The sequence below is a fragment of the Pseudomonas serbica genome, assembly GCF_028823535.1.
GTDB lineage: Bacteria > Pseudomonadota > Gammaproteobacteria > Pseudomonadales > Pseudomonadaceae > Aquipseudomonas > Aquipseudomonas serbica.
The window spans coordinates 444,100-461,162 of record NZ_JAQIYM010000090.1 but is presented as its reverse complement, the minus strand read 5'-3'; the positions used below and the strand labels follow the sequence as shown (position 1 = coordinate 461,162).

Below are 17,063 nucleotides of genomic sequence, written 5' to 3'. Positions count from 1 at the left end.
GTATATCGTGACGGTGTACGTTTGTCCCATATTTGGAAAGGATTGGTCTGCAGGATGACGGCTGAACTCATTGTCATGGATGTCGAGTCTTCTGGCTCAGATAAAGATGCAGGATCTTTTCCGATCAGCATAGGAATTGCTGGGCCGGCTGATACGTCGTGGTCGTGGTACATCTGCCCTCTCGAGGATTGGACGCACTGGGACAGCGCAGCTGAGGACGACCATGGTCTCAGCAGGGATTTATTGATTGCCGAAGGGCAAGATCCCTACATTCTCAGCCGGATACTCAACAGGCTGTTCGGGGGCAAGGTCTTGCTGGTCAGCACTGATTCAAAACGGGATCGGGTGCATCATTTGTTCAGCGCCGTGCAGGTGAAACTGACTTTTGAAGTGCTCACCCTTGCCCAACGGTATGACGGTGAAACCGTACAAAACATGTACGACGAGATACTGGAAACCCAGTTTCCAAGGGTCGCCAAAGAAGATGTCAAAATCCTATATAAAATAATCCAATCGTTGGCGCCTTAAACCATGTCAATTGACCGGATTTGGATTTTGTATATACTTTGCCATTAAATGGAGAGAGCCATGTCAGTTAAAAAGGTCGATGTGATTCGGCAATTCGTTGAATTCGCCGAAAGCGCGCTAAAAGCGCCTAATGAAAACGGTGAAAACACACCGAGTATTCAATTTTTGAAGGCCTTGAGGGCCTTCAACGAAGATCCCGCGCAAACGGATTCTCAACCGTTGTTCTTCATTAACCGGGTAGCAGATGACCACGGTTACATCGGCGAAGAAATCCTTAATCAGATTCTTCTCGAAGCCAGTGCCCTGGGTGAAAGCAAAGGCCTGCGAAAAGAGCGTCATCGAAATGAGGGGTTCATCCTCTATTTCAGTCATGACGTAAAAGGGTTCGCGACAGACATGTGTGAAAAACACGGTCTGGGGTACGCAAATATCGGTTCTGAAGGCCTGTCCCTGAAAGACTTCTGCTTTCACGGTCTGCATACGGCGCCATTGGCGGAAATTCAAGTTTCGCTGGAAGAGGCGAAAGTCCTGCTCCAGTCGATCCAGCATTAAGGGCGAACATGCCAAACACAGTGAATGCTTACACCGACGGCGCTTGCAAGGGCAATCCAGGCCCAGGCGGGTGGGGTGCCCTGATCGAAGTGCCAGGTATGCCGCCGCAGGAAATCTACGGTGGAGAGGTCATGACCACCAACAACCGAATGGAGATGCTGGGGGCCATTAATGCTCTTAAGCTGCTGCCGGCATCTTCAAAGGTCAGGCTGACCACGGACTCCCAGTACGTGATCAAGGGCATCAACGAGTGGCTTCCGGGCTGGAAGAAAAACGGCTGGAGAACCTCGAAAAAAGAACCCGTCAAAAACGGCGACCTGTGGCAGGCACTTGATGCTGCAAGAGCGGGTCACGATATCGATTGGGTCTGGGTACGTGGTCACACGGGTCATCCAGGCAACGAACGGGCCGATCAACTGGCCAACAAGGGCGTTGTCGAGTTCGGCAAAGCTTCTTAAGACAAAGGGCCCTTCGGGGCCTTTTGCGTTATCTTCTGAATAAATCACAACAATTGACGGAACTCTTGCATGACTTCGACCGACAGGCTTCTGTCCTCGATCATCGTGCTGGCGCTGCTGTGTGCCAGCCTCTGGATCTTGGTACCTTTCTTACCCGCACTCTTTTGGGCAAGCGTCCTTGCCTTTGCAACCTGGCCCGTCATGAGTCGACTTACGGTGCTGTTGAAGGGGCGAGCAACGTTGGCGGCCACTGTCCTGACTAGCTTTTGGATGCTGCTGTTTGCGGTTCCGGTGCTGTTCCTGGTCTCCAATTTGGGTGAGCACCTTCACAATCTATCGGGGTTGATAAAAAATCTGTGGATTGAGGGTTTACCGCCTGCACCTCTATGGTTGAAGGGTTTGCCGTTGATCGGCGATAAGGCCCTGGATCTATGGACACGGGTAGATCACGAAGGGGTGGCTTTCTTTTCCACGATGCGACCATATCTGACTCAGGTAGGTAACTGGTTGCTGGCCCGCACCGCACAAATCGGGGGCGGTTTACTTGAGTTGTCGTTGAGTCTGGTCTTTGTGTTCTTTTTTTATCGAAGCGGGGAGCAAATCGCAGCTTTCGCGAAAAGCTTGCTTGAGCGGCTAATCGGTACCCGAGCCGAGTATTATCTTAACCTGGTCGGTGGCAGTATCCAGTGCGTGGTCAATGGGGTGATTGGTACCGCCGCTGCTCAAGCCATTTTGGCGATGATAGGTTTCATGATTGCCGGCGTCCCCGGTGCCATCCTGCTGGGCTTTGCTACCTTCTTCCTCAGTTTGATCCCAATGGGCCCACCCATTGTCTGGCTACCTGCCGTAGGCTGGTTGGCTTATCAGGGTGAGTATGGCATGGCGATCTTCCTCGCAATCTGGGGTGTGGTCATTGTCAGCGGGGTGGACAATGTCCTGAAGCCGTTGCTGATCAGTCGTGGCAGCACGCTGCCGTTGGTGGTGTTGCTGATCGGGTTGTTCGGTGGGCTACTCGCCTTCGGCTTTATGGGAATCTTCCTAGGCCCAACGCTGCTGGCGGTCGCTTACTCCCTGATGAATGATTGGATGACGGGTAGCAAAAAGCAACCGGTCGCTTAGATTTGTGCAAGTCCAGAAGCCCATTTCGGTGGGCTTTTTGATTTCCTAACAGGCAATTCAAGGTAAATGTTTGTTTGGGGTGTTTTCCTGTTGACCGGTGCGGCTTAGCTCGCTGAAAATGTAGCTACAAAAATCAGCCAGGAGTTTTGCTCATCTCATGAAAACCGTTAAAACTGAAGTTGTTCGTTCGCGTGTTGAGCAAGGCATTAAAGACGAAGCGGTCAAGATTCTCGCCGAGCAAGGGCTCACTATTTCCCAAGCGGTTCAACTGCTGTTGCGCGAGGTCGTGGCGCAGAAAACCCTTCCTCTGAAACTCGATGTGCCGACGCTGAATCCCCGCGCAAAGGCGTTGCTGGAATCAATGGCAGAGCAGAAGGGCATCGTCCAACATGAGAACAGCGCAGCGTTCTTCGATTCGCTCGGGATAGATGCCAAATAAAACAGCTCTGGAGCTTGGCCGAGAGCCAGTTCACCTGATCAACCTGATTGAAGAGAATAAAATGGAAACGCTAGCGAGATACGTGTTTGCGCTGTGTGTCGTAGGCGCGGCTGTGATGATGGTAGCGCCTGGGTTGACCCGTGCGTTGCCCGGCGACTGCACCCGTGGAATTACGATGATCCTGGTGATCGGCGTGGTGTTATCGGTGGTCGCCTTGACGAGTTTGAAGGCCAAAAAACGAAAGGCCATTCTGGCCTCAATGCTGCACCTGGGGTCTGAGGATTGAAGATGTCGTTATTCAAGCAGATCACGCTTTTCTTTCTCATCCTTTCTGGGTTGATCACCCTGGTACCAGGACTGACACAGTTCTTTGCATCGACGTTCGACCGTGTCGCAATCACTGGCTTGGTGCTCTGGTGTGCGATCCCTTTTGGTTTCATCAGTGACCGGACGGCCCGCATGGTGAAAGTCAAAATATGGCAATGGTTGTTGGCCTTTGGCGCTCTCGCGCTCGGAGGAGTAGGCCTGGCCTTGCTGGTGGTGAAAGCGCTGCACCTGCCGGCCTAACCGTGCGGTGTTTTAAAATGCGCGGGCGTCGAGGTGTCAATTATGGTAAATTGACCTGAGTCTGCCAGTTCCCAGTCGCCACCCAGCGGGAACTTGTCTACAGGTCTGCGGCGGCCTAAAGGGGGCTGCGGCAAGGCGACAAACCCAAATCTAGCTTTTACAAAAAGAGAGGGTGTCACCATGGATCAATTGAAAAGCGAGCTGCGCGGTAACCGTGGCGCACGTCGCAAGCACTTCTTCCGAATCCTGGAGCGGGTTAAGCGGTTGTGTTTCGCTGAACCCAACCCGAGTGATCGCCATCTTGGCAAGCTGAAGAACACCCGTACGACCTGCAGCACCTGTCCAGCGTGCTCGCCGGAGTACAAGGACTCGGTCAAGTACAAACAGGCGAACGAGGTGATGGCCTGCAACATGGCTGAAGCCGCTCTACCGCCTGCGAACGACATCTAAACCAACCGCTATTTGCTTGCAAAAAGCCTCATGTGCAATTCTAGTAAAATGCACATGAGGATTTGCCATGCCTTCCAATAATCTCTTCTACCAGGCCGCGCTGGCGCAGTTTGTGAAAAACAATCATGCAAAATTGGCGCAGCTGTACGGCGGCGATGCGGATGGCCTTAGTCAGTACGATCTTGAGTTGATCCTTGATCAAACTGCCGGGCAGACCCTGCGACTCGTGTTCGAATACAACGGTCGTTTTGATCAGTTCACCTTGAATGAATTGGCGCTGATGCCTGCGTCGAAGCGTAACCTTGAGGTGGCAGCCAAGTTGATGGCTCGCCATGAGGTTAGCCTGATGATGAATACGCCCTTGTACAAGGCCATGGCAAGTAGACCAGCCTACGGCAAGATACTGGGCGAGAGAGTGGATGAGTGGCGCATGAAACGCATGCGTGAAACCTTCCAGAAAATCACCAAAACCTCGCAACAAGTAGAGCGTAATACCCACCGACTCAAGGTGGCAATGAAGAACTTTGTCGACAACCCTTCCAAGCACAATAAAATGAAGGTCAACGTCGCGGTAAAGTCATTGAAAAAGAGCCTGGTGGCCAGCCATTACCAGGCCAAATCCGGTGCCGCCTGGGCATTGAGAGCAGGATTCTCTGCGCACGCAGTGGCAAAATCTTTAAACGGCCTATACTTGAAAAAAATGGCCAAAATGGCCAGCAGTTTTGGTAAAGTTGACAACTGGCTAGAGCATCATGGAATCAAAAACGATATCAGCGCCGGCATTGATCGCCGCCGCAAAATTGTTATCAGAGACCTGAGGCTCGCGGATGCTGACCCTGAATATCAAGGGCTTCAAAAGTTTAAAGCACTTTTGAAGACTCGTTTAACCAACTCTAACGAAGGACTCGTTTATGCTTGATCAAAAACCTCAGAATAAAGAACAGCTTGCGGTTCAGAACTCGTTTAACGACGTGGCTGAAAAGGTAAGCAGTTTCGACCGGGCAGCGGACATGATGGATGAATTCATGGCCTCCCCGGAAATGCAATTAACGGCTCCAGCTAATACCTCGAAACCTGTTTAATTCTGGTTTTTGGCTGTGATACGCTGAGAATAATAATAAGAATAGGAGCTCCAAAATGAGCGAAAAAGACGTAGTTCTTGATGCCGATGGACTGAGACCAGCTAAGACCGTGGCTGAGATTGCCGAAGACCTTGTCAAATACGGAACAGGCCCGCGCACCTATACTCCTGAGGAAACTCAGGACATTATTGCCGAAGCCCAAGGCAAATCCCCTGAACAGATTCAAAAGATCCTGGCACGCAATGCGGCTAACCATCGCCTGCGCCAGGACATGATTGTCGCCCTCGAAGCGGCGAAAGACCCTAACGCTCCATCGACCGAGTCTATCCAGGAGCGAATTAACGCCCTGTTGGATGGAAAATCGCCTGAAGAAATTCAAGAGCTCCTGGCTAGCAAGCCTGCAGAGGCTGCCACGGATATCGAAGGGCTGAGTGAGAAACCGGTCGATGTGGTTGTTCAACATATTGCCGACACGGCTCCACATGCTGTGGTCGCTGATCCAGCCGCCAGCGGTTCCTCTACCCAACAGATCGTTGACGCGGCGTACCAGAAGTACAACGCTCAGTATGTTGAAGACGTAAAAGCCATTCAGGATAAGGCTGAGGCACGCCAGGCCGAGTTGGTTCAGGAGGGTCTTGCTTCCCTCAGCTCAGCGCCAAAAGCCAAAATCAAAGAGGTTCAGGGCCCGCTCGATGAGCTGGGCGATCCTCTTGAAATGGAGGATGCGAGCAATATCAAGGTCGCTCAGATGGTTTGGCAGATGGCCATCCAGAAGAGTCGCACAAAGGCTGGCTTTGAGGCTGTCGCTGCCAAGCTGGGCAAAGATGCTAAAGACGTTCTTCCACTTGCGGTTGGCAACGTCGCCTTGAGCGCCGAGATGTCCAAAGTGGTTACCGAGGCTTACCCTGACCTTACTGCCATGGTCTGGGATGCTGCGAAGCTGAACCCTGGCCGTGAGATGATGGTCGAGGCCGGCTACAGCGACAACGTGATCAAGAAAATTCCGCAAGACGTACTTGATCATTGGGCAATCTCTGAACTCCACGATACGGCGTTCAAGCAGACCGGCCCGAGTATGGTAGAGCGCCTGAAAGAACATAAGGCGACAATTGCTGAAGCGCTGGGTAATGACCACGTTCAGCGTTCATTGAAGTGGGCCGGTTTGATCGTCGGCTGCGCCACCGGTGGCATCGTAGCCAAAGTCGGCATGAAAGGTATTGCGTTCCTGGCTGAGAAACTGGGTGAGAACCCAAAAGTCCAGGAGCTCGCTAAAACCCTGGAAGACAAGTCGATCAAGTTCGTCAGTCAGACGTTCAAAATCGATGAGGCCAAGGTTCGTGAGAAAGTTGAACATGCCAAGAGCGTCGCCGAGGCGGTCAGCCACAGCAAGTGGGCAACGGCAGCCAAAGTAGCTGCAATGGTCGGCTTGGGCGTCGCCCTAGGCAACCTGGACTTCGTCCACGATGCTGCAATGACTGTGGCGGAGCACTCGGCAACGGCATTCCACGGCGCCACAGAGTTGGCTTCGGCTGCCCTCGACACCACGCAGCAAGCTGTTGTAGCCGCAGCAGGTGCTACGCTGGAAACCGTCGTCAAAGCAGGCGAGGCTTTCGAAGCTGGTTCCATCGCTGTGGTAGACGCTGTTGCGGATGGAGCCGTAGCTACACAGGAATTCGTTGCCACTGGTGCAGGGCAGATTGCTCACGGCGCTGCCGTAGCTGCGAAATTCACGGGTGATGTGATTGTTGACGCGGGACATGCCACTGTCGAGGCAGCCGGGATTGTGAAAGATGCCGTGGTTGATACCGCCCACAGCGTCGGTAGCAGCACGGCAGAAGGGCTGCGTGTAATTGCTGACACGGTAGATCCATCCGTGAGCGACCACGTTGCCAGTGCAGCAGATCGTGCTTCGGTCGACAAGTACTTGGCTGAGATGGTCGCGAGAAATGCGGAGCTGGGTGCTGGCCCGCACGTTGTTCTGGATCATTCCGATATGTCCGGCCTGGGCGAAACAGCTGGATTGGGTGCTAAGTTCAGCCCGGCTGATGGGGTTAGCTTTCCGACCGATTCCATCGCTTCTGCAACCCCAGACGCAACCGCAGCTGTCCCAACTGCAACCGCAGCTGTCCCAACTCCAGACGCACCGTCCACACCCGCACCAGCGGCTGGGCCGACTGTGCATGAGGTAAAACACGGTGAAAGCTTGTGGAAAATCGCCCAAGACCACCTCGATGCTAATGGTGGGCACGCTAGCAACACCGAGATTCATAACCTGGTTAACAAAATCTACGAAGACAACAAGGCTTTGATTGGAAACAATCCGAACCTGATCTTCGACCACCAGTCGCTGGTTATTGACCATCCGGTGTCGGCTCCAGCTATCCCTGGCGTGGATACTGCCCGAATCTCGGCGGTGATGTCTGATGCGCCACATCATGCAGCGCCAACACCTGTTGTGAATGAGCACGCGCACAAGGCTACTGTGGATATGCTGCAGACTGAGGCACTGCCGAACGGCTCCCCTGCGCAGATCAGCACATACCTGAATGCGGTTACGCAGCGTGATCGGATCATCGACGACGGTCTGCAAATCAGCTGAGCAGTACCACTCCAAAAGCCTGGCTTCGCCAGGCTTTTTTATTAGCCAAACAAAAACAAAGTATTGACGAATTGGCGACTGTTGCTGGGCAGGTGAAGTCCAGGAGGCATACAGGCACGAAGATCGCTGCTCTTGGCGCTTCGCCAAGGCTAATCTCTGCGCCGGTATGACGGGCATGAGGGCGTCGCTGCTGTTGTTTAGTGATATGCCCCGTCTACTGACAAAGCATTAGCCTCTCTTGTCAGAGACGGAAGTGCGCTCTTTTAATCGGTGCGAAGACCAATGGATTTAGGGGATCCGGCTAACGCTGATAATCAAAATCCGGCTCAACGCGTGCAGTCGGGAAAGAATATCTGGCAATTTGCTATTATTTTTGTTGTGATGTATTGACATGATGTCAACAGTGCATATAATTAAGTCAGGAAAAGGAGATTACGACATGAAATTGCCAACCACCAAAACTCTGATGAAGTCCGCACTTCTGACCCTGGGTCTGGTGGGCGCCTGCATGTCGGTACAAGCTGCAAACATCTACAAGCCTGGTACTGAAGGCGACTCGCTGTTCAAAAGCGTCCAGGATGTACTTCCTCCAGAAGTGACCATCGTTTACCTACTTAAAGATGACCGTGGTCGCTTTCTGAAACAAGTAGATGCCAAAGCGTTCATTGACGCCGGGTTGACCACAAAAACCATCGACGCAATGCTTGGGCATATCTCGCCAAAACTTACGGCTGAGGCCGGTGTTCATGCTTACACCATGACCCAAAGGGACATCCCTGGTAACGAAGTTCGCAGGAAGTTTCTGGGGATTGTTGCTACCAACGAGCATTGGCTGAAAGACAAAGGCACAATGTTTCACGAATCGCTTCATGTAAAAAACGCCTACGTAAACGGAACTGACGAGTACAAGAAGGCGGCTTTCCCAGCATGGAAACTGGCTGTAAAGCTCAATGCTGTACAGTTTTCGAGCCTTCTTGATGAGGCCGTAGTTGCTGGACAGCAGGTCGCTTACACCTACAACGAAGGCAAATCAGCTGGTCTGGAGATGATCCAAAAATATGCCAGTTATGATCACAACGGTAACGTTTCAATTGGATACCGTACCGCTCGTAATATGCTGCAAAAGTGCGGTCGAAAAGGTGCTTGCCAAACTGATACCGTTGCAATGATTGATGCCATCGTCAGTGATCCGGTTGTTCTGAACGACCTAATCAAAGACATGAACGAAATCACTGAAGCCGGGAAGAAGGATGGTCTTGTTGTATCGGATCAGTGAAATGTGAAGATTCATGATTAAGCCCCTTTGCAAGGGGCTTTTCTTTTTACTCCGTCACTAGAATTATGCTTCCGCTTAGGCTGGCCGGGGCGCCTGAAATTGTTTGGATGACCACGGTGGTAGCCTTTCACCCATCCGATTCCAGCGGAATGGCTAATAAGTGCCTCTATTCTGCAATGTCGAAATGAGATAATGACATGACCACAGTCACCATTAAACTGCTGATGAATACCATGCTTATGGTCATGGGTTTCATGGGTGGGTGTATGTCGGTACAAGCGGGGAACATCTACAAAGCTGGAACCGAGGCTGACGTTCTATTCAGGAGCGTCCAAGATATTCTTCCTGCTGAGGTGGCAATTGTTTATCTGATGAAAGACGACCGTGGTCGTTTTTTGAAGCAAGTAGACGCCGATGCTTTTTTGCGGGCGGGCTTGACCAAGAAAACCGTTAATTTTCTACTGGGCCGTGTTTCGCCAAAGCTTACCGCAGAGTCCGGTGTAAGGGCATACACAGTTGCCGGCAGGGAAATTCCTGGTAACGAAGTTCGCAAGAAGTATGTTTCGATTGTTGTAACCGATGCTCGTTGGTTAAAAGACAAAGGTACAATGTTCCATGAGGGGCTTCATGCCAAAAACTCTTACGTGAATGGTACTGATGCATATAAAGCAGCAGTTTTACCGGTCTGGAAACTAACCGGTAAGTCGCTAACTCCCGAGCAGTTCATGAATCTACTGGATGAGGCAGTTGTTGCTGGCCAGCAGGTTGCTTATACCTTCAACGAGGACAAGCAAGCGGGTCTGGAAATGATCCAGAAATACGCTAGTGCTGATCACAATGGGCGGGTGTCTATTGGTTACCGTACAGCAAGGAACATGCTTGCTAAGTGCGGCCACAAAGGCGCTTGTCCAACAGAGACTGTCGCGATGATTGATGTGATTGCCAAAGATCCGGTTATCCTGAATGACCTGGTCAAAGACATGAATGAGATAATGGACGCCAGCAAGAAGTTGGGTGTGGTGGTAGCGGATCAGTGATGCTCCTGCTCCATGTTGTGTCGAAAGCCCCGTTGATGGGGCTTTTTGCTTTAAGCCGCTACGCGAAGCGGGCTACATGGAGCGAATCAGCAGTCACTTCAGAATTTATGGTCAGCCATCCCGGTTGGCTTACCCCCATTCGATTCCAGCGGAATGGCTAAAGCCAGGTAAGGCCGGCTGTTGATCCTGAGAATTGAGGGCGGGGAGTCCCCTTGACCATGAACAGCTCCGATAGCCGCTTCGCGGAGCGGATTTCTGCTCTCTCCGGATCAACCGATTGCGTTGGTTGTACCCAACCAGGGCCTTCAGTGCTCCCAACCCCATGGGTTGGCTAAGGGCCCGAAAGGGCCTCGCTTTAGCCGTTACGCGGAGCGTGCTCCTCGGTAGCGACTGTGCATGCGATGTTCATTTTTGGACGAGCGTTAAGGTGCGACGACTATCGCTCCGAACCCAGCGGGTTGGCTAATGCCCGTAAGGGCCCCGCTTTAGCCGCTTCGCGGAGCGGGCTTTCCGGGGGTTGGGAACGAACCACCGCAGGACGTGCTGGTGCACTCATCAGGCTGGTCACCCACTCCGAACCCGGAGGGGTGGCTAAGTTCGCTTTTTAGCCGCTGCGCGGATTGAGGTTACGTGTGCGCCTGGCCGACACCCATCGAGCCCCGCTGGACGCTAGGGAGCGGCCATAACATCCGATTCCGGAGGAATGGCTGGTTTTCGCGGTTGAAGCCGCTGCGCGGATGGATGAGAAACCGGCCCGATCCAAACTTTGCTGCCGGCCCTACGATGATACGGCACAAAGGCATTAGCTCGCTGCGCGAGAGTGGAGGATGGCACCAGTGTGCCCCTGGTGACTAGTAGCGGCGGAGCCCAAACGTCCCTCGCTATGGGGTTGCAGGCCATGGTGTGCCTAAATTCCTGGCTTTAACAGGCCGCTGCGCGGCAACGGTCGACCTCTCTGGTGATGAGCTCGACCCGGACAGAAACAAAGGCAATGAATTGACAGTGGCGAAGCTCCACTTTTATACTCAATTCATAGTCAGAGCTAACTTCACTCCTTAGCCTCACCTCGATCAACCAAATGGGTTAACTATGAATAAGCAGGAACTTCGCGAGTACCTGGAAGCGCAAACCAAAAGGGCTGAAAACATTTACGGTGTTAATGTCACTGTCTACGCTGCGTACCCAGCGCCCGAGAAGAAGCACTCGCAACGCAAAATCCCGAACTTGCGCGAAGAGAACTACCAGTCATTCCTCGAAGAAATCGGCGCTAAGACTCCATAATTGCTTTAGTTGTAGGTCACTGGTTTGTTAACCTGGTAGTAACCCAGGAGATTCACGATGAACCATAAAAACTACAATGAACTGCAATTGGTCGACCAGCTTCAGTTACTGGGAGACATTTCAAATCCGGATCCGGATCTCTGCAATGCTATTGAGTTGAAGGTCATTCAGCTCATCAAACAGGGTAGCCTTCAGGCCATTGGCGAAGCCGTAAAGGCCCACCAGCAAGCCTTTGGCCTGACGCTACCCCAGAGCAAACTGCCGAAGCTAGCCAGCTTCACGGAGCCCTCTGTCACCGAAGAGCATCCTAAGCTCAAGCATCTGACCTGGCATTTTCCTGCTATTAATCCTATCCGACGCCTGTTGGAGGCTGGGGATTATGCCGCGATCAAGCCCTTATGGCGACATTTCACGGGCTTCACCCCGTCTGGTTTGGTCGTTGGATCGACCCCAAATAGCTATGGCCAGGAAATGGACAGGATTCAAGCCGGCAGCGCTTTTTCTGGTATCGCTGCAGAGGGTTTGGATACTCTGATTTTCAAATTAACAGCAAAGAAACCGTTCGCTGATGTGATCAAGTTATATGGTAAGGGTGATTATTGGCTTGAAGGTAAATCAATATTAGAAATCATTCGTCATGACCAGGCTCCATTGGACACATTCCACATATGGGGTGATGAAATGCAGTTTGATCATGCGAGGCATGAGTTATTTTTAACCACGGGTATTGCCCACGGTATATCGTTACCATTATACAGTGGCCAGGGTGTTGATGACGTTATTGAAAACTTCATCGCAGATAAACTTTCTGACCCCTATTCATGTGAAAGGTTTAAGTTTTGGATCGGACGACTACTGGCTGACAAGGTCGCTAGCATGGCTGTGCTAAACAGGATCACCCGTCCGCTCCTCGAAACACAGCCGGGTAAGCCAGAAATGTTCATGAATGAGTCATTCATCAACACTCAGAAGGCCATCAGCCTGGCCGCAGAGCGGTTAATCCCTGGTAGTCAGCACAAAGTCATGCACGCACTGCTAGTCGGTCAGGCCGAGGTGATGACGGATTTCGCTACAAATGATCTGTTTCGTGAGCTTGCAGGCACCATGGTCGACAGAAAGGCTTTGCTTGCAGGCCTTGATAAGGTAAAAGTGAAGTCGCTAGAGAGGTGTTTCGGCTGGCCAGAATGCCTGCAGTATGTTGGTCTTAAAGATTTAGGAAAACGGTTTGGGGAAGACCTCGGCCTGTAGTTTCATATTGGAGATGAGGTGTTGGAATGGGTGGCAATGCGCTGAAGGATTATGGTGTCGTACGAGTAAGCTCGGCGGTGGAGGCACGTAAGGCTGCGGAGGTCATTTCGATCCTGTCGGCTCGCATGCTTGAAGCTGGATTGGAGCTGCTGCCGCGCAAAGTCATTGCTTACCGCGACAAGGCCGACCATGGCGACATCGACTTGCTCGTGCCGGACGGTCTGCGTGACCTGCTGACGCCTCCGCAGATCGCCAAGCTGCTCTCTGATCACTACGGTGTTGAGATCCCTTGTGCGTACCATGGTCAGGATGAGCCAGACCTGACTGTGATCCAGAAAACGTCAATGATCAGCCTGGGTGTGCCGCTGGAAGAGGGTGGACGCGTGCAGGTTGACTTGATCTGGGTGAAGGATCATGAACTGGACTATGCCGAGGGCTATTACGCCTGGAACGACCTGGGCAACCTGATGGGTGTGATCGGCAAGAAGATGGGCCTGAAATTTGGCCACAAAGGCCTGACCATGATGGTGAGCCTGGGCAACCGCTATGGCGGGGAGGTCTTGATCTCACAGGACTTCAAGGCCACGGTCGAGTTTTTCGGCTATGACCACGCTCGCTGGGCGCGAGGCTTCGACAACCTTGAACAGATCTTCGAATTCGCTGCGTCCTCGAGCCTATTCGATCCGGACGTCTATCTGCACGAGTTCCGAAGCCATAACGACCGTTCAAAAGAGCGTCGGCGAACTACCTACGCAGGTTTCCTTGAATATCTGCGCAACAATCAGGTGACGAGTAGCGGTGTGATCTGGAAAGCGTCCAGGGCGGATTACCTGGATTCGATCTTTGAGGCGTTCCCGGCTGGGAAGGTTGCTTACGAGACTGTGATGGAGGACTTGAAGCAGAAGCTCGTACGGAAGGCTCGGCTTAACGGCGAGCTGGTGGAAAGGGTCACCGGCCTGGACAAGGAGGAACTCGGCGGCTTCATCAAGGCGTTCAAACTGCACCACGGCGAAGCGTTTGAACAGCAAGTCTTGAGCAAAGGTGAAGACGCTCTGGTAGAGTCGCTTCTAACCTTCCAGCGCAGCTGGAACGCGTCTGAGTGCACGCTATAAGCGAAGTTACACGGAACACGAGAGGCCCGCAGATGCGGGCTTTTTGTTGCGTTGGAAAAGTAACATTCTCTTCGCTTTCGGAAAGCTGAAGATACCAACCCCGGAGCAGGTTATAATGGGTGGATAGCTGCGAAGGGGCAATTGATGCGTTTAACCGTGACACAGGCTTTACCCGCTTTTGACATGGCCCAAGGAGGCGATGCCCAAGGTGATTACTGGCTTATCCATTGGCCGGCTGCATTGGGTTATTGTCCGTTAGAGGGCGATCTGTGTGCCGTTCAGGCTGCCGATTCGCTGATCATTTACGACACTGGGCTGGCGTCTGTGATTGCTTTTAAGGGGTTCGACGCTCAGACCATTGATATGATGCGCGAGGCACGGCTATTCGTGACTGAGCGTGTCGGAGAGGCTTTCGCTCATCATCCCGTGCAATGGCTGAAGAGCACAGATGACCTCGAGGTCGATACCCCCGCCATGGCGTCCTGAACAATGGGCTGTGCAAGCAGCTGACAAACAGTGATAATTGCCAAAAACAAGAGGGAACAACCCCATGATTGGCGCAATTATTGGCGACATCGCCGGTTCCTACTATGAATTTCGCGACGAGAAAGATCGCAACGCAAATTTTTTCATCCCCGGCCATTCGACGATCACTGACGACTCGGTCTTAAGCCTGGCCACCGCCGATGCGATCATCAATCATCGTTCCTACAGCGAGTTCTACCAGCTCTACGCCCGCACCTACCCAAACTACGGGTATGGCCCGAGCTTCATGGATTGGGCCCACACGAACTCCAGCTACAGCAAACCGAATTTTTCCTGCGGTAACGGCGCCGGCATGCGGGTATCACCTGTAGGTTGGGCGTTTGAAAGTGTTCAGCGCGTGATGAGCGAGGCGCACATGTCGGCGTGCATCACTCATGCCCATTCCGAGGGCACAAAAGGCGCGCAAGCGGTTGCGCTGGCGATCTTCTTGTTCCGCAACGGGGTAGAGGCGGCTGTAGTCGAAGAGGTCATGTCAGATTGGTTCGATTACGAGACCCGTTTGGATCTCGATGTCCTGAACGAAGAGTACACCTTCAGTCCTACCTGCCAGGGAACGATTCCCCAGGCGCTCTCCTGCGTCTTCCAGGCCAAGTCGTTCGAGGAAACCATCAGGAATGGTCTCCACGTTGGGGGAGACACCGACACCCTGTGCGCCATTGCGGGATCCATCGCTGAGGCACGCTTTGGTGTACCCGACCGATTGCGCCAGCAGGCTGAAGAAATGGTCGACCGTCACAGTGCAAAATTTCTGGGTGTTCTGCGCCAGTTCGAGCGCATGTATGGTAGGAAGGTTGAGCCGGGTGGTATGGATCTACCTGGGCTGAAGGCCTTGCTTAGTATGATCAAGCTGCACTTGCGGTTGAGGTGAGCTACGCAGGCTGCCAGGCGGTAACCAGGCAGCCTGCAGCCTCAGTCGAATCAGGACTTGGTGCCGGTCAACGCCTTGTCCAGCTTCTGGTAAGTCATCTTGTGCAGGGCCATTTGAGCCTCTACCTCTGACATTTCCGTCAGCTTTGTCGCCGATGGAATGTCGCCCATCAACGCCGCCCGCTTGAGCCAGTAGTAGGCCTCGAATTGCGCCGATTGATCGTAACCCGCCAGGCTGCCCTGGGCCTTGCCGGCCAGCAGCAGTTGTGCAAATTGGTACATGCTTTCTGGATCGCCTTTCATGGCCTGTCGCTGCAGCGCGTAGGAACGCATTAAGTCGGCTGAACGTTGCTCATCCGCCTTCTTGCTGATCCCGCCACCTTTAACAAAGCCTTGCTCGCTGGCCAGAGCGATCAATCGCTTGCCCTCGTCGTTCCTCCCGGCACGGGCTAGCAATCGACCCAGGTAGAAAGACGATTCACCGTCCCCAAGGTCAGAGGCTTTCTGCAGGTATGAGAGGGCTTTCTGTGGATTGTCCAGGTGCGGCTGGCTCAGGTTGCCATACAGGATGCCCAATTGGCGCATGGCTTTGATGCTGTTGGCGGCGGAACCTTCCAGCAAAGCGATGGCTAAGGCTCGCTGATCCGGGCCTTCCTTCAGCTTCAGAAGACCGAGTACACGCATGGCTTCCGCATTCCCCAATTCAGCGGCCTGGTTCAACAAGACCACAGCAGCCTGCTTATTCTCGTCGCTGGGGGTACCCTCCATGAGCTGGCGGGCTTTCTCGTAAAGTTCATCGCTCGACAAGGCCGAGTCTACGGAGAGACCTTCCTCCACATTGAAGGGATCTGGCGTTGTGGTATTCACCTGGATAGGCGTCTCGACCTGAGCTGGAGCGACCCACGGGGTTTCCGGCTGGACAGGCTCACGAATTACCGGCGTGGGCCCAACCGGTGCCACAGGCTGCTGAGGCTGGCTTTGACAACCCGCCAGCATCAGCAAAGCGATGTAGCCACAGCGTAAACGAAAGCGGTTATTAAACATCACCTAGCCCTATTGCGTGAGTTTCTGTTTGGCTTCTTTGTTACCAGCATCAGCGGCGGCTTGTAACCAGCGGCGCGATTGTTTTTTATCGCCGGCCTTCAGCAAGCGTTCGCTGTAGAGCAGCATGGCCTTGGGGTGTTTGTTACGGACGGCAAAATCCAGCACCGTGTCCGCTTCTTCAGTGCGTTGATCCTGGTACAGGAGCTTGGCCAGGTCGTAAGCGGCGTTAACGTCACTTTCGGCGTACAGCAGTGTCAATTTATTGATTTCGTCTTGATGTTGGCTTTTACGCGGCCCCGTGACCGATGATTTCGAATTCTTGGCCGGAGCATGCTGAACCGCCTCCATCGCCAACTCACGCTCCAAGGACGCCGAGATGTCGTAGGGTTCAGCTGGGGGTGCTTTGCTTGCAACCGAAGTGCTCTTCACTGCAATCGGGGCAGGGGCTTGAGCAGGGGGCTGGTACGCCGGGGTTTGTGGCGGAACATCAACGGTAAAGGTTGAGCTCTGCGCCGGCGCTGCGGTTGGCACGAACACTTCCGCCTGACCTGAATCCTGTGTATCAGCGTCCTGATTCTGCACGATCTGTGGTGTGACAATGACGTCCTCACGCATGACGACCGTGGGCGCTAGCCGCGAGGTCTGATCGACCACTGGAACTCCCAGGTTGGGCTTGGAAGGATCGAACAGGGTGGGTTGGAATTGCACGGGGGCACATCCGGCAGTCAACAGGCTGCCGAGCACCAGGGCTGAGATACGCTGCATGCTAGTCACTCACACGAAAACCTCGATTATCGCAACGCGCCAGGCAATGTCAATCAAGGCCTTGTTTCGTTGACCCTGTGAGAGCGTCATCTC

At 53.2% G+C, this 17,063-nt stretch carries 20 protein-coding genes; 18 read left to right on the top strand and 2 right to left on the bottom strand.

All coding sequences use genetic code 11. From position 1 onward, the window contains the following. The first annotated feature begins 54 nt into the window (after positions 1-54). The 18 genes from NQL71_RS32825 (at position 55) to NQL71_RS32740 (ending at position 15,162) form a co-directional block, all read left to right on the top strand. Entirely contained in the window at positions 55-528 is a 474-nt protein-coding gene (locus NQL71_RS32825) for a hypothetical protein (RefSeq protein WP_274645013.1), read from the top strand. 60 nt (positions 529-588) lie between these two features. Next, on the top strand, positions 589-1,080 hold the full coding sequence (locus NQL71_RS32820) for a hypothetical protein (RefSeq protein ID WP_274645012.1): 492 nt from the start codon (positions 589-591) through the stop codon (positions 1,078-1,080). An 8-nt stretch (positions 1,081-1,088) separates the two neighbouring features. Next, positions 1,089-1,538, top strand: coding sequence for a ribonuclease HI (rnhA, locus tag NQL71_RS32815; protein WP_274645011.1), 450 nt, complete (start codon positions 1,089-1,091; stop codon positions 1,536-1,538). A 69-nt stretch (positions 1,539-1,607) separates the two neighbouring features. Beyond that, on the top strand, positions 1,608-2,657 hold the full coding sequence (locus tag NQL71_RS32810; RefSeq protein ID WP_274645010.1) for an AI-2E family transporter: 1,050 nt from the start codon (positions 1,608-1,610) through the stop codon (positions 2,655-2,657). Between the two features lie 157 nt (positions 2,658-2,814). Continuing rightward, a complete protein-coding gene (locus NQL71_RS32805) occupies positions 2,815-3,096 on the top strand; it encodes a type II toxin-antitoxin system RelB/DinJ family antitoxin (RefSeq protein ID WP_274645009.1) in 282 nt (93 codons plus the stop codon). A gap of 61 nt (positions 3,097-3,157) precedes the next feature. Further along, positions 3,158-3,382: a hypothetical protein gene (locus NQL71_RS32800; RefSeq protein WP_274645008.1), complete on the top strand. Its 225-nt coding sequence runs from the start codon at positions 3,158-3,160 to the stop codon at positions 3,380-3,382. Between the two features lie 2 nt (positions 3,383-3,384). Next, entirely contained in the window at positions 3,385-3,663 is a 279-nt protein-coding gene (locus tag NQL71_RS32795) for a hypothetical protein (RefSeq protein ID WP_274645007.1), read from the top strand. Positions 3,664-3,843: 180 nt separating this feature from the next. Further along, entirely contained in the window at positions 3,844-4,113 is a 270-nt protein-coding gene (locus NQL71_RS32790) for a hypothetical protein (RefSeq protein ID WP_274645006.1), read from the top strand. Positions 4,114-4,180: 67 nt separating this feature from the next. Continuing rightward, positions 4,181-5,032, top strand: a complete 852-nt coding sequence (locus NQL71_RS32785) for a hypothetical protein (RefSeq protein WP_274645005.1) — start codon at positions 4,181-4,183, stop codon at positions 5,030-5,032. After that, positions 5,025-5,195 carry a hypothetical protein gene (locus tag NQL71_RS32780; protein ID WP_274645004.1) on the top strand — a complete coding sequence of 57 codons (171 nt, stop codon included), beginning with the start codon at positions 5,025-5,027 and terminating at the stop codon, positions 5,193-5,195. Before NQL71_RS32785 ends, NQL71_RS32780 begins: the two co-directional genes overlap by 8 nt. Positions 5,196-5,250: 55 nt before the next feature. Further along, entirely contained in the window at positions 5,251-7,794 is a 2,544-nt protein-coding gene (locus NQL71_RS32775; protein ID WP_274645003.1) for a LysM peptidoglycan-binding domain-containing protein, read from the top strand. Between the two features lie 439 nt (positions 7,795-8,233). Then, positions 8,234-9,070 (top strand): hypothetical protein, encoded by an 837-nt coding sequence (locus NQL71_RS32770; protein ID WP_274645002.1) that lies wholly within the window; start codon positions 8,234-8,236, stop codon positions 9,068-9,070. A 197-nt stretch (positions 9,071-9,267) separates the two neighbouring features. After that, positions 9,268-10,107, top strand: a complete 840-nt coding sequence (locus tag NQL71_RS32765) for a hypothetical protein (RefSeq protein WP_274645001.1) — start codon at positions 9,268-9,270, stop codon at positions 10,105-10,107. 1,089 nt (positions 10,108-11,196) lie between these two features. Continuing rightward, positions 11,197-11,388 carry a hypothetical protein gene (locus tag NQL71_RS32760; protein WP_274645000.1) on the top strand — a complete coding sequence of 64 codons (192 nt, stop codon included), beginning with the start codon at positions 11,197-11,199 and terminating at the stop codon, positions 11,386-11,388. A gap of 57 nt (positions 11,389-11,445) precedes the next feature. After that, positions 11,446-12,636: a hypothetical protein gene (locus tag NQL71_RS32755; protein ID WP_274644999.1), complete on the top strand. Its 1,191-nt coding sequence runs from the start codon at positions 11,446-11,448 to the stop codon at positions 12,634-12,636. A 26-nt stretch (positions 12,637-12,662) separates the two neighbouring features. Continuing rightward, a complete protein-coding gene (locus NQL71_RS32750) occupies positions 12,663-13,748 on the top strand; it encodes a hypothetical protein (protein WP_274644998.1) in 1,086 nt (361 codons plus the stop codon). Positions 13,749-13,892: 144 nt separating this feature from the next. Further along, entirely contained in the window at positions 13,893-14,234 is a 342-nt protein-coding gene (locus NQL71_RS32745; RefSeq protein ID WP_274644997.1) for a hypothetical protein, read from the top strand. A gap of 64 nt (positions 14,235-14,298) precedes the next feature. Further along, on the top strand, positions 14,299-15,162 hold the full coding sequence (locus tag NQL71_RS32740; RefSeq protein WP_274644996.1) for an ADP-ribosylglycohydrolase family protein: 864 nt from the start codon (positions 14,299-14,301) through the stop codon (positions 15,160-15,162). 50 nt (positions 15,163-15,212) lie between these two features. Here NQL71_RS32740 and NQL71_RS32735 read toward each other — a convergent pair whose 3' ends face one another. Further along, positions 15,213-16,205, bottom strand: coding sequence for a hypothetical protein (locus tag NQL71_RS32735; RefSeq protein ID WP_274644995.1), 993 nt, complete (start codon positions 16,203-16,205; stop codon positions 15,213-15,215). A gap of 9 nt (positions 16,206-16,214) precedes the next feature. Then, positions 16,215-16,970, bottom strand: a complete 756-nt coding sequence (locus NQL71_RS32730) for an SEL1-like repeat protein (protein ID WP_274644994.1) — start codon at positions 16,968-16,970, stop codon at positions 16,215-16,217. Positions 16,971-17,063: the final 93 nt, after the last annotated feature.